Annotated in this window: 20 protein-coding genes; 12 read left to right on the top strand and 8 right to left on the bottom strand. The window is 72.8% G+C overall.

The window, feature by feature from the left end; translation table 11 throughout:
• Window positions 1-404 precede the first annotated feature (404 nt).
• Entirely contained in the window at window positions 405-1,673 is a 1,269-nt protein-coding gene (locus AB0B97_RS25095; RefSeq protein WP_357496912.1) for an Ig-like domain-containing protein, read from the top strand.
• Between the two features lie 81 nt (window positions 1,674-1,754).
• Here the strand turns inward: AB0B97_RS25095 and AB0B97_RS25090 are convergent, their stop codons facing one another.
• Window positions 1,755-2,768 (bottom strand): SMP-30/gluconolactonase/LRE family protein, encoded by a 1,014-nt coding sequence (locus AB0B97_RS25090; RefSeq protein ID WP_357496910.1) that lies wholly within the window; start codon window positions 2,766-2,768, stop codon window positions 1,755-1,757.
• Window positions 2,769-2,968: 200 nt separating this feature from the next.
• Here AB0B97_RS25090 and AB0B97_RS25085 point away from each other — a divergent pair, with 200 nt between their 5' ends.
• Window positions 2,969-3,391 carry an STAS domain-containing protein gene (locus AB0B97_RS25085; RefSeq protein ID WP_234588782.1) on the top strand — a complete coding sequence of 141 codons (423 nt, stop codon included), beginning with the start codon at window positions 2,969-2,971 and terminating at the stop codon, window positions 3,389-3,391.
• A gap of 132 nt (window positions 3,392-3,523) precedes the next feature.
• On the opposite strand, the gene AB0B97_RS25080 is transcribed toward AB0B97_RS25085, so the two are convergent.
• Entirely contained in the window at window positions 3,524-3,916 is a 393-nt protein-coding gene (locus AB0B97_RS25080) for an FKBP-type peptidyl-prolyl cis-trans isomerase (RefSeq protein ID WP_234588781.1), read from the bottom strand.
• Window positions 3,917-4,108: 192 nt separating this feature from the next.
• Entirely contained in the window at window positions 4,109-4,666 is a 558-nt protein-coding gene (locus AB0B97_RS25075) for a hypothetical protein (RefSeq protein WP_357496908.1), read from the bottom strand.
• A gap of 191 nt (window positions 4,667-4,857) precedes the next feature.
• Here AB0B97_RS25075 and AB0B97_RS25070 point away from each other — a divergent pair, with 191 nt between their 5' ends.
• On the top strand, window positions 4,858-5,547 hold the full coding sequence (locus AB0B97_RS25070; protein WP_357496906.1) for a CBS domain-containing protein: 690 nt from the start codon (window positions 4,858-4,860) through the stop codon (window positions 5,545-5,547).
• A 62-nt stretch (window positions 5,548-5,609) separates the two neighbouring features.
• Here the strand turns inward: AB0B97_RS25070 and AB0B97_RS25065 are convergent, their stop codons facing one another.
• Together AB0B97_RS25065 and AB0B97_RS25060 are read right to left on the bottom strand one after the other, a co-directional pair.
• On the bottom strand, window positions 5,610-6,170 hold the full coding sequence (locus AB0B97_RS25065; RefSeq protein WP_357496904.1) for a hypothetical protein: 561 nt from the start codon (window positions 6,168-6,170) through the stop codon (window positions 5,610-5,612).
• Window positions 6,167-6,943: an Asp23/Gls24 family envelope stress response protein gene (locus tag AB0B97_RS25060; protein ID WP_357496902.1), complete on the bottom strand. Its 777-nt coding sequence runs from the start codon at window positions 6,941-6,943 to the stop codon at window positions 6,167-6,169. The genes AB0B97_RS25065 and AB0B97_RS25060 overlap by 4 nt, the downstream gene beginning before the upstream one ends.
• A 475-nt stretch (window positions 6,944-7,418) precedes the next feature.
• Here AB0B97_RS25060 and AB0B97_RS25055 point away from each other — a divergent pair, with 475 nt between their 5' ends.
• The 4 genes from AB0B97_RS25055 (at window position 7,419) to AB0B97_RS25040 (ending at window position 12,597) form a co-directional block, all read left to right on the top strand.
• Window positions 7,419-8,285: a phytanoyl-CoA dioxygenase family protein gene (locus tag AB0B97_RS25055; RefSeq protein WP_357496900.1), complete on the top strand. Its 867-nt coding sequence runs from the start codon at window positions 7,419-7,421 to the stop codon at window positions 8,283-8,285.
• Between the two features lie 117 nt (window positions 8,286-8,402).
• Window positions 8,403-10,022: an Ig-like domain-containing protein gene (locus AB0B97_RS25050; RefSeq protein WP_357496898.1), complete on the top strand. Its 1,620-nt coding sequence runs from the start codon at window positions 8,403-8,405 to the stop codon at window positions 10,020-10,022.
• A gap of 106 nt (window positions 10,023-10,128) precedes the next feature.
• Entirely contained in the window at window positions 10,129-11,007 is an 879-nt protein-coding gene (locus AB0B97_RS25045; protein WP_357496896.1) for a hypothetical protein, read from the top strand.
• Between the two features lie 291 nt (window positions 11,008-11,298).
• Window positions 11,299-12,597: a hypothetical protein gene (locus tag AB0B97_RS25040; protein ID WP_357496894.1), complete on the top strand. Its 1,299-nt coding sequence runs from the start codon at window positions 11,299-11,301 to the stop codon at window positions 12,595-12,597.
• A gap of 108 nt (window positions 12,598-12,705) precedes the next feature.
• Here the strand turns inward: AB0B97_RS25040 and AB0B97_RS25035 are convergent, their stop codons facing one another.
• Together AB0B97_RS25035 and AB0B97_RS25030 are read right to left on the bottom strand one after the other, a co-directional pair.
• On the bottom strand, window positions 12,706-13,053 hold the full coding sequence (locus tag AB0B97_RS25035) for an Lsr2 family protein (RefSeq protein WP_357496892.1): 348 nt from the start codon (window positions 13,051-13,053) through the stop codon (window positions 12,706-12,708).
• Window positions 13,054-13,209: 156 nt separating this feature from the next.
• The gene (locus AB0B97_RS25030) at window positions 13,210-13,818 is read right to left on the bottom strand and encodes a response regulator transcription factor (RefSeq protein WP_357496890.1); all 609 of its coding nucleotides are present in this window, start codon (window positions 13,816-13,818) and stop codon (window positions 13,210-13,212) included.
• A gap of 98 nt (window positions 13,819-13,916) precedes the next feature.
• Between AB0B97_RS25030 and AB0B97_RS25025 the strand changes: the two genes are divergently transcribed.
• The 5 genes from AB0B97_RS25025 (at window position 13,917) to AB0B97_RS25005 (ending at window position 18,729) form a co-directional block, all read left to right on the top strand.
• Window positions 13,917-14,648: a HAMP domain-containing sensor histidine kinase gene (locus tag AB0B97_RS25025; RefSeq protein ID WP_357496888.1), complete on the top strand. Its 732-nt coding sequence runs from the start codon at window positions 13,917-13,919 to the stop codon at window positions 14,646-14,648.
• An 85-nt stretch (window positions 14,649-14,733) separates the two neighbouring features.
• On the top strand, window positions 14,734-15,567 hold the full coding sequence (locus AB0B97_RS25020; protein WP_357496886.1) for a manganese catalase family protein: 834 nt from the start codon (window positions 14,734-14,736) through the stop codon (window positions 15,565-15,567).
• Window positions 15,564-15,821: a hypothetical protein gene (locus AB0B97_RS25015; RefSeq protein WP_357496884.1), complete on the top strand. Its 258-nt coding sequence runs from the start codon at window positions 15,564-15,566 to the stop codon at window positions 15,819-15,821. The genes AB0B97_RS25020 and AB0B97_RS25015 overlap by 4 nt, the downstream gene beginning before the upstream one ends.
• A gap of 38 nt (window positions 15,822-15,859) precedes the next feature.
• Entirely contained in the window at window positions 15,860-18,190 is a 2,331-nt protein-coding gene (gene lon / locus AB0B97_RS25010; protein ID WP_357496882.1) for an endopeptidase La, read from the top strand.
• Window positions 18,191-18,324: 134 nt separating this feature from the next.
• Complete coding sequence (locus AB0B97_RS25005) at window positions 18,325-18,729, top strand: DoxX family protein (protein ID WP_234588757.1); 405 nt, start codon at window positions 18,325-18,327, stop codon at window positions 18,727-18,729.
• Window positions 18,730-18,778: 49 nt separating this feature from the next.
• Here AB0B97_RS25005 and AB0B97_RS25000 read toward each other — a convergent pair whose 3' ends face one another.
• Complete coding sequence (locus AB0B97_RS25000) at window positions 18,779-20,512, bottom strand: DEAD/DEAH box helicase (protein ID WP_357496880.1); 1,734 nt, start codon at window positions 20,510-20,512, stop codon at window positions 18,779-18,781.
• Between the last annotated feature and the right edge of the window lie 32 nt (window positions 20,513-20,544).

The raw sequence follows: 20,544 nt of genomic DNA, 5'->3' as shown, positions 1-20,544 counted from the left end.
ACCTTACCCTTGCCTCCGGACGAAGGCAAAGCTCCGTCTCGACGAGCAGAAGCTTCGCTCCACCTGACAAAAGTCCTCCCGGCAGGTGCGGCAGCCGCCCCGACCCCCGCGCGGCCGTCGCGCACGCCATCGCGGGCGAGCGCGACCCGAGGGGTGAAGTCGTGCAATGGCGGCGATAGGTGCGGGCGTGGCGGGGTCGGGGTGGGACGGGACGTTGCGGGTCTGGTGACGTGCGGGAGTGCGGACGTTGCCTCAAGGCGGCACTCGTGCGCTTTTCTCGTCAACGGCGCAGGGCCGGAAAATGCGCCGATAAATGCGCCGCCGATTATTTCCGAATGCCCTGGATACTCCTGTCGGGGCCGACAGAATGTGGCAGAGGGAAGTCGAAAACGGGGGGACTGAACATGACACCTAGGCGGCGATTGACGCTGTTGGCGGTAACTATCGCGGCCGCACCGCTCGTGCTGGCCGGATGCACCGCCGACCGGGACTCGGCGGCCGGGCCGGCCAAGGGGCACGTCGCGGCGCCGGAGCTCACCGTGACACCGGGGGACAAGACCCGGGACGTGCCGATCAGCGCCGAGGTCGGCGCGGTGGTCAAGGGCGGCCGCGTCACCGGCGTCCGGCTCACCGACGACAAGGGCGCGCAGGTCAAGGCGGAACCGCGTGAGGATGGCTCCGGTTGGGTGCCGAGCGCGCCGCTGCAACCTCGGCGTACGTACACCGCGGAGGTGACCGCGACAGGTGACTCGGGTGCGACCACGACACGGACCACCACGTTCACCACGATGGCCAAGTCCACGAAGCCGCAGATCACCAGCACCCTCTATTTCGTCGGCAACCGGACGTACGGCACGGCGATGCCGGTAACCGTGGCGTTCGACCCGGCAATTCCGAAAGAGGCCAGGGCGGATGTGCAGCGCCGGTTGTTCGTGAAGACGAATCCGCCGCAGCCGGGTACCTGGTCGTGGCTGGAGGACGGAAGTCAGGTCTATTACCGGGCACCCGATTTCTGGCGACCGGGGACGACGATCAGTGTCCGGGCGGGGCTGGAGGGCTTGCCGATCGGCAAGAACCTGGTCGGGGACGCCGAACGGACCGCGACCTCGAAGATCGGCAAGCAGGTCTCGCTGGAGATCGACAACGCCACGAAGCAGATGACGGTGCTGCGCGACGGAAAGTTGGTTCGCCGTATCCCGGTGAGCCTGGGCAAGCCGAGCACGCCCAGTTCCAGCGGCAAGATGGTGATCATGGAGAAGCACGAGCGGACCACCTTCGACACCCGGGGTGAGCCGAACGGCGGCTACGTGGTCGACGTCGACGACGCCCAGCGGCTCACCTGGGGTGGCGAGTTCATCCACTCGGCCCCCTGGTCGGAGGGCGAGCAGGGCTACACCAACACCTCGCACGGCTGCGCGAACGTCTCCGCCACGGCCGCGGACTGGCTGATGGGGGTGACCCAGGTCGGCGACCTGGTCACCGTCAAGGGCACCGAGGTCGACCTGCAACCCGGCAACGGCTGGACGGCGTGGAACGTGAGTTGGGACGAGTTCGTCAAGGGCAGCGCCCTGCCGGTGCCGTCCGGGCTCAAGCCCGCGCCGGTCGCCCCGGCGCACCCGGGCGCGGTGGCCGGCGGGTCACCCGCGCCGGCGCCCTCGGTCAGCGGACGCTGAGGCACCGGGCCGACCCACCATCGCGGTGGGTCGGCCCGTTCGCCGTGCACGCACCCCGGCCGCGCCGGGGTGGGGCGCGCACTACAGGGGTACGCGGGCCACGCCCGGCCCGATGAGGCTGCCCAGCCAGAGCTGGTCGCCGTGCTGTCGTACCCCGGTGATCATCCAGTAGTTCCCGGCCGGGCCGTGCAGCGTACGACGGACCGTGCCCTCGCCGTCGACGAGCGCGACCAGCCCGTAGCGGCGCGGCTGCGGCTGCATCGCGTCGGGCAGCAGCGCGGCGAGCTGACGCAGCCGCGGGTGTGGCAGCAGCCGTTCGGCGATGGGCACGCGAGGGCTGGGCAGGGCGATCCAGTACGTCCCGTCGCCAACGGCGGAGAGATTGTCCGGGTACGCGGGCAGGTCGGCGAGCACCCGCACCCCGCCGCGCAACTCCACCCGGAGCAGCCGGTGGGTGGTGGTCTCGACCAGCATCAACGCCGACTCGTCCGGGGTCAACGCGATCCCGTTGGGGAAGTACAGCCCCTCGGCCACCACCTCGGTGCGCCCGCTGCCCGGATGGTGGGCCAGCACGCGGCCGTTGGGGCGGTGCTCCAGCAGGTCCCGCTTCCAGTGCGAGACCGGAAACCGGTCCGACGAGTCGGTGAAGTAGACCGTGCCGTCGCGGGCCACCGTCGCGTTGTTGGCCAGGTGCACCGGCGGCGCCGTGCCGGTCAGCTCGCGGACCGCCCCGTCCGGCGTGACCCGCAGCAACCCCCGGTACGCGTCGCAGACGATGAGGGCCTCCCCGGACGGATCCGTCTCGATGCCGAGCGGCCGGCCGCCGGTCTCGGCCAGCAGCCGTCCTCGCGTGCCGGCCGGCGCGTCGGCCGGCCACCACCAGAGGTTGCCGTCCTCGTCGCCGCTGATGACCCGGCCGCCCGGGTCGACGAGCACGTCCTCCGGCCCGACGGCCCCCTCGGGGAGGGGCAGGAGGTCGACCTGGTCGAGCCGCCGGTCCGTGGCCGCCCACACCCCGTTGAGCGGAGGCGGGACGGTGGCCGGTTCGCGGACGGGACGGATCAGCCGTGGCGGCCGGGGCCGGGGGATCACCATCGGGTCATTGTCCACCGCCGATGCCCTGCGTACCCGGAGCGCCGTGCACGCGGCGCGGCACCGGCCGTTCGGTCGACCGCGAGGCCCCTGGCCTCCACCCCTAGGGGGATGAGGGGCACCCCGGGGGATGACCCTGGGCGTACCCGGAATCACTCCGCCGAGGGGCGAAACTGTCGGTGGTGGGGGATAGATTTCACGTCATGGAAGAGCGCAGCGACCGGATCGACGTGCAGGTCAACGTCGGTGACCGGGTGGTCCAGGTGCGGGTGGCCGGCGAGGTCGACATCGCCACCGTCGCCGCGTTCCGCTCCGCTCTGTGGTCCGTGCCGGCGCGACCGGTCGTGCAGCTGGAGATGTCCGGGCTGCGCCTGCTCTCCGCGGCCGGGGTGCGCGCGTTGCTCGCCGCGCACCTGCGCGTGCGGGCCCGGGGCGGCGAGCTGGTCCTTGTCGATCCCACCCCGGTGGTGGCCCGGGTGCTGCGCGCCACCGGCCTGCACCGGGTGATGCCGATCCTCGAGCCCGCCCGGGTGGTCGAGGCCGCCCGTCGTCCGATGCCAGCCGACCTGGTCGAGGCCGCTCGTCGTCCGCCGGCCGCGGCCGGCGGCCTGGTGCTGGCGGCCTGAGGCTGACCGGGGCGTGAGCCGGCGGCACGCCCGACCCTCGGACGTGCGCCCGCCCACCCGGCGCCTGACGCCGACGGCGGACGCGCCCGGGGGCCGCCCGGCATCGAGCCGAACGACCCCCGCCACGTTCGATCAGCGCACGCCGAGCAGGTCGACGACGAAGATCAGCGTCTCGCCCGGCTTGATGACGCCGGCGGCGCCGCGGTCGCCGTACCCCAGGTGCGGCGGGATGGTGAGACGGCGACGGCCGCCGACGCGCATCCCCACCACGCCCTGGTCCCAGCCGGCGATGACCTGACCGCCGCCGAGCGGAAACTCGAAAGCCTCGCCCCGGTTCCAGGACGAGTCGAACTCGCCGCCGGTCGAGTGGGACACGCCGACGTAGTGAACGCTTACCAACTGGCCCGGCTCGGCCTGCGGGCCGTCGCCCACGGTGATGTCCTCGGTCACGAGGTCGGCCGGCGGCGCACCCTCGATCGGACCCACCTCGGGCTTGCCCGATCGGGCGCCTGCTGCCTGGTTCATGCGGGGATCTCCTGCCGTGTTGGGTGATGTGTCCGGTCACCGTCGATCCTGCCGGATAGCGCGTCACCGATGTGCGGCGGACCCGCCACCTGCCCCGACACGTCCGGACCGACCCCCAGATCACCGAACTGGGGACACGTCTCGGCGGGCGTCACCTGTGGTGACGCCCGCCGTGCGACGGTGCGGTGGTGCTCACCGCAGCCAGGGCACCCGCGTGACGATCGGCAGCCTCGCCCAGAGCTTCCCGAGGCCCCAGGTGTCGCCGGCGTTGACCAGCGCCAGGACCGCGAGCACCCCGGCGTAGATCAGGTGGTCGTCCATGAAGAGGTTGTTCTCCGGAGGCAGGACGGCGGTCCACATGAGGACCAGCAGCAGCCCACCGGCCACGGCCGCGACCCGCATGCCGACGCCGAGCAGGAGGGCGATGCCGATCCCGGCGAGGCCGGCCATGAACAGCCAGTCGGCCCAGGCGGCGCCGGCGATGCCGGTGTAGACGTCCTTGAACGGGCCGGCGACCCCGAAGGTGAGGAAGCCCTTGGTGGGGCTGCCCCCGTTGATCCAGGCGTTCTTCGACTCGGTCTCGTGGCCGAGGCCGAACAGCTTGTCGAGGAACGCCCAGAGGAAGATCCAGCCGAGCGCCATCCGGACGCCGGCCAGGACGTAGCGGGTGGCCTTCTCTCGGGTGGTGCCGGTCGCCGGAGCGGTGGTCTCGGCGGTGGTCCGCTCGATCGTCGCGGTCATGGTGTCCACGTCCCTTCTCTGCCTCGCACCGCGCTTCCCGGTGACATCTCCATCAGACGCTCTCGGCGGCGCCCCCGGCAGGGCCGACCGGACCGCACCGGCCCGGGACCTTGGACCCCTGACGGCCCGGGCCGTAGACCCTGACCAAGGCCGCCGTCCGGCCGTAGCGTCCGAGGTGGAGGTACGAAAGGGAGGCCGTGATGAGGACCTGGCAGGTGGGTGACGTGATGACCAGGGAGGTCGTGACCGTGGAGGCCGGGACCCCGTACCGGGAGATCGTCGATGTGCTGTTGCGCCGCGGCATCAGTGCCGTGCCGGTGATCGACGGGTTCCGCCGGGTGCTGGGTGTGGTGTCCGAGGCCGACCTGCTGCACCGGATCGAACGAGCCGGTGAGCCGGCGCAGCGGCGGGTCTTCGAGAGCCGGCGTCGGCGCGACGCCCGGGGCAAGGGCGAGGCGTTGCTGGCCGGCGACCTGATGACCGCGCCGCCGGTGACCACCGGCCCGGACGCGGCACTGTCCGCCGCCGCGCGGCTCATGGATCGCGAGCAGGTCAAGCGGTTGCCGGTCCTGGACGACCTCGGTCGGCTGGTCGGCATCGTCAGCCGTGCCGACCTGCTGCGGGTGCACCTGCGCTCGGACGCGGAGATTCGTGCGGACATCGTCCAGGAGGTGCTGCACCGGGTGCTCGCCGTGCGGGACGGCCTGGTGACTGTCGAGGTCCGCCACGGTGACGTCACCCTGGCGGGCCGGTTGGACCGTCGCTCCGCCGTCGACCTCGCCGGCCGGCTGGCGGGCCAGGTGAGTGGCGTCGTGCGGGTGACCAACGCGATCGCCTACGACGCCGACGACACGGTCGTCGATCCGGGGCAGATCATGCCGGTCGCCTGAGCGCTCCCCGACGGAGCAGACCGCCGGGCCAGCCGTTGACCCGACGGAGCCGGACGACCGGCTCAGGGGTGCACCGGCTCGATCCGGGCCGTCACGTCGAGGTGTGCCGGTCGGCAGCCGGCCGTCGTGGCGAAGCGGCGGACGGCGTCGTGGACGTGCTCGCGGACTCCGCCGGCGCGGGCGTCGCTGGTCAGGTCCACCCGGACCCACACGTCGGGGCACGGTGGCGTGCCGGTGAGCACCACCCGGGCCCGCCGCACCCCGGGTGCGCGCAGCAGGTCCCGTTCCAGCGCGCGGACGAGCACCTCGCTGGCCAGCCGGGTGCGACCGGGCAGACGTCCGGTGCGGCTCAGCGTGCCCCGCAGTGCCCGGTCGGGTCGGCGTAGCGCCCGGTGCAGCAGGCGCTGGCCGGCGACGGCGGTCAGCAGCCCGGCGACCGTCGCGGCCAGGGTGCTCCAGGGCGTAGCGACCCGCCAGGCGTCCACCAGGCCGCTGCCGAGCAGGACCGCGTCGGGTTCGCCGAACGGCAGCGCGCCGGAACCGGCTGCCAGCGCCGTCGCCCCGCCGGCCACCAGCAGCAGCGCGACGATCGTCCACAGCAGGCGGTGCGCGGCGTCGGTCATGCCGGCCGCCGGTGGGGCAGCAGCCGGACGTCGACGCGGTCGGCGCGTGGCGAGGCGAGCTGACGCAGTTCCTGACGCACGGCGAACTCGACCTCGGCACGGGCCGCCGGGTCGCCGGTGGCGCGCAACCGGGGCCGCCACCGGTCGCCGTGGCGCCGGACCCGCACCCGGGTCCCGCGTACGCCCGGCACGGTGTCCGCCGCGTCGGTCAGCCGGCGCTCCACGCACCGCCGGTGCAGGTGCCAGCCGTCGCGCTCGTCGACCCGTAGTCGGACCGGTGTCCACCGGCGTAGTTGGGCGACCAGGACGAGCAAACCCAGCAGTACGGCGGCGCCGGCTGCCGCCTGTACGACGGGATCGTGCCACCGGGTGGTGGTCAGCGCGTCGTACCAGCCGGGGCGGATGAGAAGCGGCGTCGGGCGCCCCAGCGTGACCAGCAGCGTCTGCCCGGCCAGCAGGACGCCGCCGGCGAGCAGGGCGAGGCCCAGCAGCGCGGACGCCACCCGGTTGACGGTCGCGGTGGTCAGCTCGGGGCGTGCGACCGGTGGCCGCGACGGGGCGTCGTCGGCCGAGCCGGTGACCACCACGTCCCGCACCGTGATGGTCACCGTGGCCACCGCGCGACCGGTGCCGGCGAGCACCTGTTCGGCGACCGTCCGGCGGACCGCATCGGAGACGGCGGGCACGCTGTGGCCGTACCCGATGACGAGGTTCAGGTCGAGGCCCACCGACCGGTCGCCCACGCGGACCGTGGCCGGGCGGACGTCGGACACGCCCGGCACCCGAGCGGCCGCGTCGGCCGCGATCCGCCTGATCTGCGCCGCCGCACCGGTTTCGCCGCCGGGGCGCGGCCCGCCGGTCGGCGCGACGCTCCGGGCGGAATGGGTGGGGATGGGGCGCGGGGGAAGCCGGTGGTGTCGTCCGGTTCGGTCGGCGTTCGGTCGGCGGCGGATGGTCGGATCCCCGGCGGGGCGCGGCTGGCGAGCCTGACGCGGGCGGTCCCTCCGGGGGCGGCGAGCACCCGGCCCGCGCGCGGCGAGGGTGCCGAACTGCTGACGCGACATGCTCTGACCTCCCAGCCGGTCCGCTACGGGCGACCTCGCTGGATACACGCCGCCGGGTGCTCTGGAACGCGAACGAGATGTGATCCGGGTCACAGCAACAGGTCGAGCGCTGGCGTCGCCCGCCGACCCTTGCCAGGCTTCTACAACGTTGTAAGACCTGCGTCGTCCGCCCGAGGAGGCCCCGATGCGCGTACCCCCGGCTCAGTCAGCGGCACCCGCCACCCACCCCGCGGCCGACGACGACGTCCCGGTCGAGGCGCTCGGCGACCTCTACCGCGACGGCATCACCGCCTGTCGGGGCGCCTTCGACCCGGCCTGGGTGGAGCAGGTCGGCAGGGACGTGGCCGCCGCGTTCGAGGAGGCGCGTTCGCGTCCCGACGGTGCGGTCGGACGCGGCCCGCAGCGGTGGTACGTGGAGATCCATCCGGAGCAGCTGACCGGTTTCGTGGAACTGGTCACCCATCCGTGGGTGATGTCGGTCTGCCGGGCGGTCCTCGGCGACGACTACGAGATCGTCGAGCTGGGCTTCGACATCCCCTTCCCCGGGGCGGCGATGCAGCCCTGGCACCGGGACTTCCCGATGCCGGACGAGACCCGCCGGCAGCGCAGGCTCACCTCGCTGGCGTTCAACCTGACCACCGTCGACACGGTGGAGGAGATGGGGCCGTTCGAGATCGCCCCGGGCACCCAGTGGGACGACGGGACCGACTTCGACCACGAGATGTTCCCCCCGAGGGAGCGCTATCCCCGCTACCAGCGGCGGGCCGTGCGCAAGTACCCGCGGCGCGGTGACATCTCGGCCCGGTCGGCGCTGACCATCCACCGCGGCACCCCGAACGTCTCGGACCTGGCCCGCCCGGTCCTGGTGCTCGGCGTCGACGCCCCCGGCGCGGGCAACGCCGCCCACCATGACCTGGCTGTCACCCGGGGCTACTGGGAGCGGTTGCCCGTGACGGTTCGGGAGCATCTGCCCTGCCCGGTGGTGGACCAGCTGGAGCCGATCCGGCAGAAGCACACCATCGAGGGCCTGGTCATGGGCGCTGCGGAGTAGGCGCACCGGCGACCCCTGCTCGCGCGCCGGAGGGGTGCGCCCGGCGTCGCCAGCCTTGACTTCCGGCGTCGACCGGAGCGAGGATCCAGTGACGTTTATCGATGACGGGGGTCGTTGATGAGGAACCGGGTCGTCTCTCTGGCCGTCGCCGCGCTCGCCGCCGCCTCGGGTGTTCTCGCCGTGGTCGTCCCGGCATCCGCCGCCAGCGGGTGTGCGGCGCAGCTCCAGGTCCGCTTTCAGTACCCGTCGATGCTGCGCGGCGACCTCAGGGTGCTGAGCGTCGGCCAGCCACTCACGGAGTGGACGTTGAGCTTCCCGCTGCGCTACCCGACCGAGCAGATCAAGAACGTCGACGGTGTGCGCTGGGAACAGCACGGCGGTGAGGTCACGATCCGCAACCTACCCGGTGTCACGTTGCCGGCCGACGAGCAGCAGTTCTTTCCCTTCGTCATGACGCACGGGGTCCGGACCGGCCTGCCGCAGAACTTCACGCTCAACGGCGTCACCTGCACGACCGTGCTGCCCCCACGCCCGCCTCCGTCGACCCCGCCGCCGGTCTCGCCGAGCCCGCAGCCGACCGGGTCACCCAGTCCCGTTCCCGACCCGAACCGGCCGTCCGTCGCGATCATCAGGCCGGAAGATGGTGACCACTTCTTCGCCCCGGCCACCATCAACGCGGAAGCCGTCGCCACGCCCGCGCCCGGCCGGCGGATCACCCGCGTCGAGTTCTTCGGCTGGGGCAGCGGGCTCGACACCATCTCGCTCGGCACCGACACGACCGCGCCATACACCGCCCAGTGGCGTGACCTGCCGGCTGGCTCCTACTACCTGCACGCCCAGGCGTACGACGACCAGGGCGCGACGCGGTGGACCGACCTGAACCCGTCCGTCCGCGTGTTGACACCGGGCGAGGAGCGGCAGGCGCCGTACGTCAGCGTGGTGCGCGACCAGCTCTGGGGCATCTCCCCGGTCATCGACGCGGCCGCCCCCCGACGCCTGACACCGCTCGTGCGCACCGGCGCGGAGGCCCGCTGCGTGCAGGGGCGCGGCATCTGGGACGGCCCGGTCGACGCCACCGCCGTGGCCAGGCTCGCCGCCCGCGGCGTCCAGGCGGTGTACGTCCCGCTCAACGAGGCCTGCTGGCTCGGCCTGTCGTACGTGGACCCTCGCTACGGCGGTGAGCCGTACCGGCAGGCGATCGTCGCGTACACGCAACGCTTGACGGTCGCCGGCATCACGCCCATCCTCGCTCTCGGCTGGAGCCACGGCCGCTACACCGGGCCGGGGGCGACCTGCCGGGACGAACGTGCCGTCTGCGCCAAGCCGGCACCCGACCTCGAGTACGCCCTCGACTTCTGGCAGAGCGTCGGTCGGACCCTCTACTACGGCGAGACGGTGATGTTCGACCTGTTCTCGGCACCGTACCCGGATCGGGCGATCGCCGACCCGGCCCTCGCGTGGAAGTGCTGGCGTGACGGTGATGTGGCGTGTTCCGCGCTCGGCTATCCGGCGGTCGGCATGCAGCAAATGCTGGCCGCGCTCCGGGTGGGAGGTTCCAACGGTGTGCTGCTCGCCAGTGGCCTGAACGGCGGCAACGACCTGTCCCGGTGGGCCGAGTACATGCCGGAGGACATGGTCCACAACGTCGCGGCGGCCTGGCGGCCGGCAGCGCCCGGGGCCTGCCACCCGCCGACCCTGCCGCAGGCCCCCGTCGTCGTCACGGCGGTCTGCCGCTAGGGCAGCGGGAGCGGCGCTGCGCAGCCGGCCGGGCCGCAGCACCGGGACGGGTGATCGACCGCCTAGACTCGGCGCGGTTCGACCGACCGGCGGATGGATCAGGCACATGACGAGCAGTGTGGATCGCGGCTGGCTGCGGGCGATGCCCGCCGATGGTGGACGCGACGCGCTGTTCGACCGCGCCGACCACCGGGTGTACGGGACGCGCCGGCTCAGCGAGCTGGTGCAGGGGCGTCCGCCCGGCGTCACCGGCAGCCAGTGGGGGTCGGCCAGCCGGACGGCGTTCGACCTCGTGGTCGGTGACGCCGACACCGGGCGGCCGGTCGTCGCCGTGGCGATCGGCCCGGTCCCGCCGGCCGGGTCGGCCGAGCAGCGCGCCGAGCGCCTCACCGACGCCGTGAGCGCGGCCGTCGGGCTGCCCGTGCTGCGCGTCGGGTCACCGACGTTGCGGGCCGCCGAGCACGGCCGGCGCCTCGTCGAGTTCGTGCTCGACGCGCGCGCCTACGCGGCCGGTGCCACCGTGGCGGGCGCCGAGGACGAGCCCGCTCCGGTGGGCTTTCGCGACATCCTCGGGCGGCTTCCGGACGGCCGGACCGGCCCGGTGAACGACCTCGGCGCGCTGACCCGGGCGGCGGCGGTCGAGGCGTACGTGGCCGGGCGCCTGGCCGACCCGATCGTGCGCGGGTTGCACGTGCACTGGACCGAGGGCCCGGCGCAGGGCTGGAGCTGGGTGCAGGTGCGCCCGGACGCGTGCCTGATCGAGCGGGTCTCGGTGACCGCGCAGCGCTTCTCCTGCGGCGTCGACGTGGCCCGGCTGGCCGAGGACCTCGCGACCGTCGCGATCGGCGAACGGCTGCGCGCCGTACGGCCGGACGGCCCGGACCTGCTGGCGCGCGCGGACCTCACCACGGAGATCGTCGCGCTGAGCCGGCGGCGGGACGAGCTGGTGGGTGGTTTCGCGTTCGACCATCTCTGCGCTGACTGACCGGCCACTTTCCCTGCTGAACCCCGCTCCGCAGCCGATTCGCTCGGCGGCGGAGCAATTTTCTGTGCGCGGGTTGAACCTTCGCCGTCGCCGTCCCGTACTCCTGCGCGAACGAAGAGGATCTCCCCGACCGCGTCGACCGGACGCGGGAGACGGTGCGGAAAGGGCATCGTCGGCCATCGACACGTTACCGGGTAGGTCGCGGTGGTCGCCGCCGTGGCGTGCCATCTCACATCCGTCGGTCCGCCGAGGGCAGGAATCCACTACCGGATCGAGAAGGAGAGCAATTCGATGCGCAGGTCCACTCGGGCGGGCCGGTCACCCGGCATCGCGCGGAGCAAGCGTCTGCTGGCCGTTGTCGGCACGCTCGTGGTGTTCGGCGGAGTAGTCGCCGTCACCCAGATCTCGTCGGCCCAGGACCGGCGGACGAACAAGCCCCGGCCCGCCGCCGGACAGTGCGTGGAGCCGAGCCCCGGCTCGACCGCGCCGAGCGGCGCCTCGACCAGCCGTACCTGGCAGAACGGTCGGTGGGTGCGTAACCACTGGGGTGACGGTCAGGAGTCGGTGGCGGAGTGCGAGGACGGCAAGGACGGCACGGTGGGCACCGGCTCGGCCGTCGCCTGCCCCGATGTGGCGGCCAAGTTGCCGCAGGTGCCGGATCGGGCGCGAGCCGAGGTCGACCGTAATCTCGCGCAGTTGCAGACCCAGATCGCCGAGGCCGATCGCCGGCTGGCCGCCGAGGGCAACAAGGGCGCCGCTTTCATCCGCAATGCGATCCTGCAGCCGCTGGCCGGTAAGCGGAAGGCGGTGCTGGACCGGATTACGACCGCTATCGACCGGGTCGGACCGCGTCCGCAGGGTTTGGCGCAGCTCGCCGAGTGCCAGGTGCAGCCCACCGGTAACAACAACGGCGGCAGCACCGGCGGTGGGAACAACAACGGTGGGAACACCGGCGGTGGCACCAACAACGGTGGGAACACCGGCGGTGGAAACAACGGTGGCGGCAACAACGGTGGAAACAATGGTGGCACCGCCCCCGGCGCGGGTCTCGGCGTTCTGGCCAACAACTGCGACGAGAGCCAGTTGCAGGCGCACGACGGTTTCCAGAACGGCAACCGGTGCGTGAGCACCGAGTTCGGTGAGGTGGGCGCCGCCGCCAACAACCCGTCGCTGCTGATCACCCAGTTCCCGCAGCAGGTCGGCCGCAACCAGCCCTTCACCCTGCGGGTCAGCACCAAGAACCTGGTCCGTGACCGCTTCCTCGCGGCCGGTCAGGGTGGCTACTACGTGGAGAGCTCGCTGCTCAACGACCAGGGCCTGGTCCGGGGTCACTTCCACACCGCCTGCCGGATGCTGGACAGCCTGACCGCGCCGCCGGAGCCGCAGGAGGTGCCGGCGTTCTTCGTCGCGACCGAGGATGGCCGCGGTGGCGCCCAGCCGGACGAGGTGACCATTCAGATTCCGGGCCTGCCGGAGTCGGGTACGGCGCAGTGCTCGGTCTGGGCCGGTGACGGCTCGCACCGTCTGCCGATGATGGAGCGGGCCAACCAGACCCCCGCGTTCGATTCGATCCGCATCAACGTCAACTGATCGTCGATCGGCGGCCGGCCACCTGGGCGGACAGCACCCGGGTGGCCGGCCGCGCACACAGCGACGGGGTCCCGCCGTATTGGCGGGACCCCGTCGTCGTGCGGTGTGTCAGCGGCTCTTGTACGCCTCGACGACCTCGACCGGGATCCGGCCCCGCTCGGAAATCTTGTAGCCGTTCTGGGCGGCCCATTCCCGGATCGCCCGGTTCTGCTCGCGGTCCATTCCGGCGCCGCTGGGTCGCCCCGGCCGCCGAACTGTCCGCGTGTTCTCCGCAGGGCCCCGACCGATCCGCCGACCCGCATTGATGTACGGGTCCAGCGCCTTCCGCAGGACGCCGGCATTCTCGTCCGAGACATCGATCGTGTAGGCCACGCCGTCGAGACTGAACTCGACCGTCCGGTCGGCCTTCCCGCCGTCGAGGTCGTCGGTCAGCACCGTGATTACTTTTCTCGCCATTGCCGATTACTCCCTGTGTGTGGCGGGATGTGTCCAAAGTCTGACCTACTACCCGGGGAATCCGCAACAATATGCGTCCCATTCATTTCGGCGCGTCGCGATTGAGTGCGTACAAAACCGTGAACCGACGCGGAATCGCGGGCGTTGAACCCCGCGTCAATCGGTAAGCAGGCCGGCGTGGCCGGCGACGGCCGCCGCCTCCGCGCGGTTGGCGACCCGCAGCTTGCGCAGCAGCGCGGCGGTCATCCGTTTCACCGTCCGTTCCGAGACGTGCAGTTCCTCGGCGACGTCGACGGTGCTGCGGCCGGCGGCGATCGCTCGCAGCAGGCGGCGCTCCTCGGCGTCGAGGTCGACCGACGCGGCGCGGGAGGGCCCCAGCAGGGCGCGCAGCAGCTCGGCCGGCAGCACCGCCCAGCCGTCGAGAATGGCCAGCAATGGGGGCAGCAGCTCCTCGGGTTCGCTGGTCTTGGGCAGGAACCCCTCCGCGCCGGCCCGCAGCGCCTCCAGCGCGGGTGTCGGATCGGTGGAACCGGACATGGCGACCACCCGTACGCGGGGCGTGGTCCGCCGGATGGCGGCCACCGCCCGGGCGCCGCCGGGCGGTGGCATGTGCAGGTCGACGAGCGCCAGGTCGGGGTGGCAGCGGCTGACCAGGGTGGCCGCCGCGGCGGCGTCGCCGGTCGAGCCGACCACCTCGGCGCGTCCGTCGGTGGTCGCCGGAAGCAGCAGCTCAAGGCCACGGACGAAAAGGGGGTGGTCGTCCACGACAGCGAGTCTGAGGGTGGGAGCGTCCGGCATGTCTACGCCGTTCCCCAGCGGGTACCGATCATGCGGGTACGCACCGAACGGGGGGAGTCGGATGCATGCGGGCACGCCACGGCTGGCAGGGGTTGTTGCGAGGTTTGCGTCGGACCGGGCCGGAACCGGGCGCCGAGCCGACCGCGGGTGTCGACGCCGACCTGCTGCTGCGCGTGTTGTGCCACGAGTTCCGTACCCCGGTCAGCGCCCTGACCTCGTTGACCCGGGCGTTGGCCGATGAGCGCCGGACGCTGACCGGCGCGGACCAGCGGGCCATCATCGAACTCGCTCGTGACCAGGCCGTCCACCTGCAGGGCCTGCTGCGGGACGCGACGGCCGGCGCCGGCGCGTTGGCGCCGACCGCCCCACCGGATGCCACAGTGCCACTGGCGGGGCTCCTGCGGGAGGCCGCCGCGCTGGTGCCGGCGGGCCGGCGACGGGCCCGCGTCACCCGGCGGGCGGGTTCCTGGCCGGTCCCGGCCGGCCGGACCCGGCAGGTGTTGGTGAACCTCGTGGAGAACGCGCTGCGCCACGGGCCGGCCGGGGGGCACGTCGGGATCTACGCGGCGCTGCGCGGTCCCGGCCTGAGTATCGTCGTCACCGACGAGGGGCGGGTGGACGAGGCGCTGCTGGTGGCGCTGCGCCGTCCGGCGCCGGCGGCCGGGATGTCCGGGCTGGGGCTGTGGATCGCGCGACACCTGGTGGCCGCCGACGGGGGAGTGCTGCGCGCGCACCGGCTGCGGCCCCGGGGCGTGGCGCTGGAGGTGCTGCTGCCGGTGGTCCATCCGCTGCGCTGACCCCGGCGGGACACGGGTTGGCACCCTCGGGTCAGCGGGGCGGGAATCGTCCTCGATGCCAGCATGCCGGCACCGAGGAGGTCGAATGTTCAGCCACGTCAAGGACCTGCAGTTCGAAGCCAAGCCGGACGCTCCGGACGCCGCGTTCGCCCGCCGCCTGCAGGAGGTGCTGGGCGGCAAGTGGGGCGAGATGACCGTCGCCAACCAGTACCTGTTCCAGGGGTGGAACTGCCGGCTGCCCGGCAAGTACAAGGACCTGCTGCTCAACGTCGGCACCGAGGAAATCGGCCACGTCGAGATGATCGTCACGATGATCGCCCGGCTGCTGGACAACGCCCCGCTGTCGCTCTCGGAAGCCGTCGCGGACAACCCGGGCGGTGGGGCGGTCTACGCCGGGTCGAACCCGGCGCACTTCATCCACAGCGGTGCCGGGGCGCTGCCCGCCGACAGCAACGGGGTGCCCTGGAACGGGGCGTTCATCACCGCCAGCGGCAACCTGCTGGCCGACTTCCAGCTCAACGTCACCGCCGAGGCGCAGGGCCGCCTGCAGGTCTCCCGGCTGTTCAACATGACCGACGACCCCGGCGTCAAGCAGATGCTGCGCTTCCTGCTGGCCCGCGACACCATGCACCAGAACATGTGGCTGGCCGCCATCGAGCAGCTCCGGGAGGACGGCCTGGAGGACATGCCGGTGCCCGACGCCTTTCCGGATTCCGGGGAGTTCACCGAGGAGTTCGGCTACACCTACCTGGGCTTCTCCTCCGGCACCGACGCCGCCCAGGGGCGCTGGGCGTCCGGGCCCGCGCCGGACGGCAAGGGCGAGTTCCGCTACGACGACAATCCGCGCGCGAACGCCCCCGAGCCGGTCCTGCCGCCGGGCGACCCCCGGTTGTACGGCACGAACCCGGCCGCGTCGTGAACACGGTCGGGAGCCTGTCGCGTACCCGGGTGAAGCTGGTGGTCTGCACGGTGTTGACGGCGCTCGCCGTCGGCGTCGGGCTGCCCGCCCGGGTGGTGCTGGCCCTGGTGTTGACCAGCCTGGCCATTCCCGTCGCCGTGGCGCTGGCCGGCGGCGTCCGGGCGGTCCGCGAGCTGCTGCTGCCGCTCCGCCGGCCGGCACCGGGCAGTGGTGTGGGTCACACCCCGGAACAAGGGGAACGCTTTGTTACTTGAGTGAGACACGCTCAACTCAACGCGATAGCAGGTGTTCGATGGCAACTCTTCCGGTACTTCCCCTGACCGACGCCGTGCTGCTGCCCGGCATGGTCATCCCGGTGACCCTCGACCCGACCACCCAGGCCGCCATCGACGCGGCCCGGGCGACCGGCGACCGCAAGCTGCTGGCCGTGCCGCGCATCGACGGCGAGTACGGACCGGTCGGCGTGGTCGCCACCATCGAGAAGGTCGGCCGGCTGCCCGACGGTGAGCCCGCCGCCGTGGTCCGTGGCCTGTCCCGGGCCCGGATCGGCTCCGGCGTGCCCGGCCCCGGCGCCGCCCTCTGGGTCGAGGCGACCGAACTCGACGAACCCGCTCCCGCCGGCCGCGCCCGGGAACTCGCCCGCGAGTACCGCGCCCTGGTGACCTCAGTGCTCCAACAGCGCGGCGCCTGGCAGGTCATCGACGCGGTGGAGCGGATGACCGACCTGTCCGAGCTGGCCGACTCGGCCGGCTACGCGCCCTGGTTGACCCTGGAGGAGAAGACCGAGCTGCTCGCCGCACCGGACGTCACCGCCCGGCTGGAGCTGCTGGTCGGCTGGGTCAAGGCGTACCTGGCCGAGCAGGAGGTCACCGAGCAGATCAACAGCGACGTCCGCGAGGGCCTGGAGAAGTCGCAGCGGGAGTTCCTGCTGCGCCAGCAGCTCGCCGCGATCCGCAAGGAGCTGGGCGAGGACGAGCCGGACGGCTCGGCCGACTACCGCTCCCGCGTGGAGAGCGCCGACCTGCCGGACAAGGTCCGCGAGGCGGCGATGCGCGAGGTCGGCAAGCTGGAACGGGCCAGCGACGCCTCCCCGGAGGCGGGCTGGATCCGCACCTGGCTGGACACCGTGCTGGAAATGCCGTGGGGTACGCGTACCCAGGACAACACCGACCTGGCCGCGGCCCGGGCGGTGCTCGACGCCGACCACGCCGGCCTGGCCGACGTGAAGGACCGCATCCTGGAGTACCTCGCGGTGCGCAACCGCCGGGCCGAGCGCAACCTCGGCGTGGTCGGCGGTCGCGGCTCCGGCGCGGTGCTCGCCCTCGCCGGTCCTCCCGGGGTCGGCAAGACCAGCCTCGGCGAGTCCGTGGCCCGGGCGCTCGGGCGCAACTTCGTCCGGGTGTCGCTCGGCGGCGTCCGCGACGAGGCGGAGATCCGCGGTCACCGGCGCACCTACGTGGGTGCCCTGCCCGGCCGGATCGTGCGCGCCCTGCGCGAGGCCGGCTCGATGAACCCGGTCGTGCTCCTCGACGAGGTGGACAAGCTGGCCGCCGGCTACGCCGGTGACCCGGCCGCCGCCCTGCTGGAGGTGCTCGACCCGGCGCAGAACCACACCTTCCGGGATCACTACCTGGAGGTCGACCTGGACCTGTCCGACGTGCTGTTCCTGGCCACCGCCAACGTGGTGGAGTCCATCCCCGGCCCGCTGCTGGACCGGATGGAGCTGGTCACCCTGGACGGCTACACCGAGGACGAGAAGGTCGCCATCGCCCGCGACCACCTGCTGCCCCGGCAGCGGGAGCGGGCCGGTCTGACCGCCGACGAGGTAGGCGTCGCCGACGAGGCGTTGGCGCTGATCGCGGGCGAGTACACCCGGGAGGCGGGCGTCCGCCAGCTCGAACGGGCTCTGGCCAAGATCCTGCGCAAGGTGGCGGTGACGCTGGCGACCGACCCGTCGCCGGTACGCGTCGACACCGACAACCTCACCGGCTACCTGGGGCGGCCGAAGTTCACCCCGGAGTCGGCCGAGCGCACCGCGGTGCCCGGCGTGGCCACCGGCCTCGCCGTCACCGGCGCCGGCGGGGACGTGCTCTTCATCGAGGCGACGAGCATGGAGGGCGAGCCGGGGCTGACCCTGACCGGCCAGCTCGGCGACGTCATGAAGGAGTCGGCGCACATCGCGCTGTCGTACCTGCGCTCCAACGGGCGTCGGCTCGGCATCGACCCGAACGCCCTGGCGGGACGCCGGATCCACCTGCACGTCCCGGCGGGCGCGGTGCCCAAGGACGGCCCGAGCGCCGGCATCACCATGGTGACGGCCCTGGCGTCCCTGGTCACCGGGCGGGCGGTGCGCCCCGAGTTCGGGATGACCGGTGAGGTGACGCTCTCCGGTCGGGTGCTGCCGATCGGCGGGGTGAAGCAGAAGCTCCTCGCCGCGCACCGGGCCGGCCTCACCGAGGTGATCATCCCGGCGCGCAACGAGCCGGACCTGGACGACCTGCCGACCGAGGTGCGCGAGGCGCTGACCGTGCACACCCTGGCCGACGTGGCCGACGTGCTCGCCCTGGCGCTGCGCCCGGCCGACGTCCAGGCGCTGGACGGTCCGGCGCTCTTCGCGGCCTGACACTCCGAACCAATGGCCCCCGCCGTCTCTCCGACGGCGGGGGCCATTGATGTACGCGCACCGAGGGCTACTGTCTCGCTGGAACCCCTCAATCACCTCTCCGCCGCGAGGCGGTGCCCCCGGAGGTAACCCCCGTGAACCTGGTGCTCTGGATAATCCAGATCCTGCTCGCCGTCGTCTTCGCCGGCGCCGGCCTGGCCAAGCTGACCCAGCCCAAGGACAAGCTGCGCGACATGATGCGGTGGGTGGACCCGGTCCCGCCGTCGCAGGTCAAGGCCCTCGGCGCGGTCGAGGTGCTGGCCGCCGTCGGGCTCGTGCTGCCCGCCCTCACCGGCATCGCCACCGTGCTCACCCCGCTGGCCGCCCTCGGGCTGGTCATCGTCATGGTCGGCGGCATCCTGGTGCACCTGCGCGACCGGAACAAGCGCGACACGGCGGCCGAGCGTCGGACGGAGATCCAGGGCGCGATCACCTGCGCGGTGCTGCTCGTCCTCGCCGCCGTCGTCGCCTGGGGCCGCTTCGGGCCGTACTCCTTCTGAGGCTGACACGCCGGCGACCGTCGTACCCCGGCGGTCGCCGGCGGCGTGCTCAGCGCCCCTCGCCGCCGCGGTCGCGACGAACCGTGGCCTTGCGGCCCTTGATGGTGCTGGAGCGCAACCCCGAGATCACCTCGTCGGCGACGCCCTGCGGCACCTCCACCAGGGAGAACCGGTCGGCGATCTCGATCGAGCCGATGTCCCGGCCGCGGATTCCGGTCTCGCCGGTGATCGCGCCGACCAGATCCTGCGGGCGCACCCCCGCGCGCCGGCCCAGACCGACGAAGACCTGGACGGTGTTGCCGCCGCCCGAGCGGGGACGACCGCCGCCGCGCCGGTCGCCGCCCCGGCCACCGGCCTCCGGCCGACCCTCGCGCGGGCCGCGCACCGGCGCCTGCGGGATCTCCTCCTCGTCGTCCGAGCCCGGCGATGTCACCTCGTGCGCCAGCTTCACCGCGGCGAGCGCGACCTCCATCAGGTCGAACTCGTCGGTGAGCGTCTCCACGATGACCCGGAACGGGTCCAGGTCGTCCTCCAGCAGGCTCTCCCGCAGCGCCGCCTGGGTCAGCTCCAGCCGGCGGGTCCGCATGTCGGCCACCGTGGGGATCTTGTCGATGGTGATCCGCTGGCCGGTCACCCGCTCGATCGTCTTGAGCATCCGGTGCTCGCGCGGCTCGGCGAGGGTGATCGCCACGCCCTCCCGACCGGCCCGGCCCACCCGGCCGATCCGGTGCACGTACGACTCCGGCGCCGACGGCACGTCGTAGTTGACCACGTGGGTGAGCTGCTCGACGTCCAGCCCACGCGCGGCCACGTCGGTGGCGACCAGCAGGTCGGCGATGCCGGCCCGCAGCCGGCCCATCACCCGGTCGCGTTGCTCTTGGCTCATCCCGCCGTGCAGCGCCTCGGAGCGGTAGCCCCGGCCGTTCATCGTCTCGGTCAGCCGGTCCACCTCCTCGCGACTGCGGCAGAACACGATCGCCGCCGTGGGCGACTCCACGTCCAGGACCCGGCCCAGCGCGGCCGGCTTGTGCGCCCGCGTCACGATGTACGCGCTCTGGCGCACCCGGGGCGCCTCGCCGGCCACCGTCGGCTCCCGGCCGATCTCGATGCGGACCGGCTCGCGCAGGTGCTGGCGGGCCATCCCGTCGATCCGGGACGGCATGGTGGCCGAGAACAGCACCGTCTGGCGCTGCGCGGGGGCGTGCTCCAGGATCGCCTCGATGTCCTCGGCGAAGCCCATGTCGAGCATCTCGTCGGCCTCGTCGAGCACCACCGTGGCCAGGCCACCGAGGCGCAGGGTGCCGCGAGCGATGTGGTCGAGGGCCCGACCCGGGGTGGCCACGACCACATCGACGCCGCTGTCCAGTGCCCGCAGCTGCCGCCCGATCGGCTGCCCGCCGTAGATCGGCAGCACCCGCGCACCCAGGTCCTTGCCGTAGCGGTGGAACGCCTCGGACACCTGCACCGCCAGCTCCCGCGTCGGCACCAGCACCAGCGCCACCGGGTCCCCGCCGTCGCGGTGCGCCTCCATCCGGTGCAGCAGCGGCAGCGCGAACGCCGCCGTCTTGCCGGTGCCGGTGGCTGCCTGACCGAGCAGGTCCCGGCCGTCGAGCAGCGGCGGGATGGCCTCGCGCTGGATGGGGGTCGGCTCCTCGTAGCCGAGGGCGGACAGCGCGCCCAGCAGTTCGGCGCGGAGCCCCAACTCCGTGAAGGCGTTCACCTCGTCGGCGCCGGCGGGGGTGGTGTCGGTCGGTGCGTCGTGCTGTGCAGGTGCGGAACTCATGGGGTCAAGCCTTTCATCACGACTCAGCGGGC

It is taken from the genome of Micromonospora sp. NPDC049004 (genome assembly GCF_040649315.1).
GTDB lineage: Bacteria > Actinomycetota > Actinomycetes > Mycobacteriales > Micromonosporaceae > Micromonospora.
Note: the sequence above shows the minus strand (reverse complement) of the source record. Positions and strands in the feature narration are given on the sequence as shown.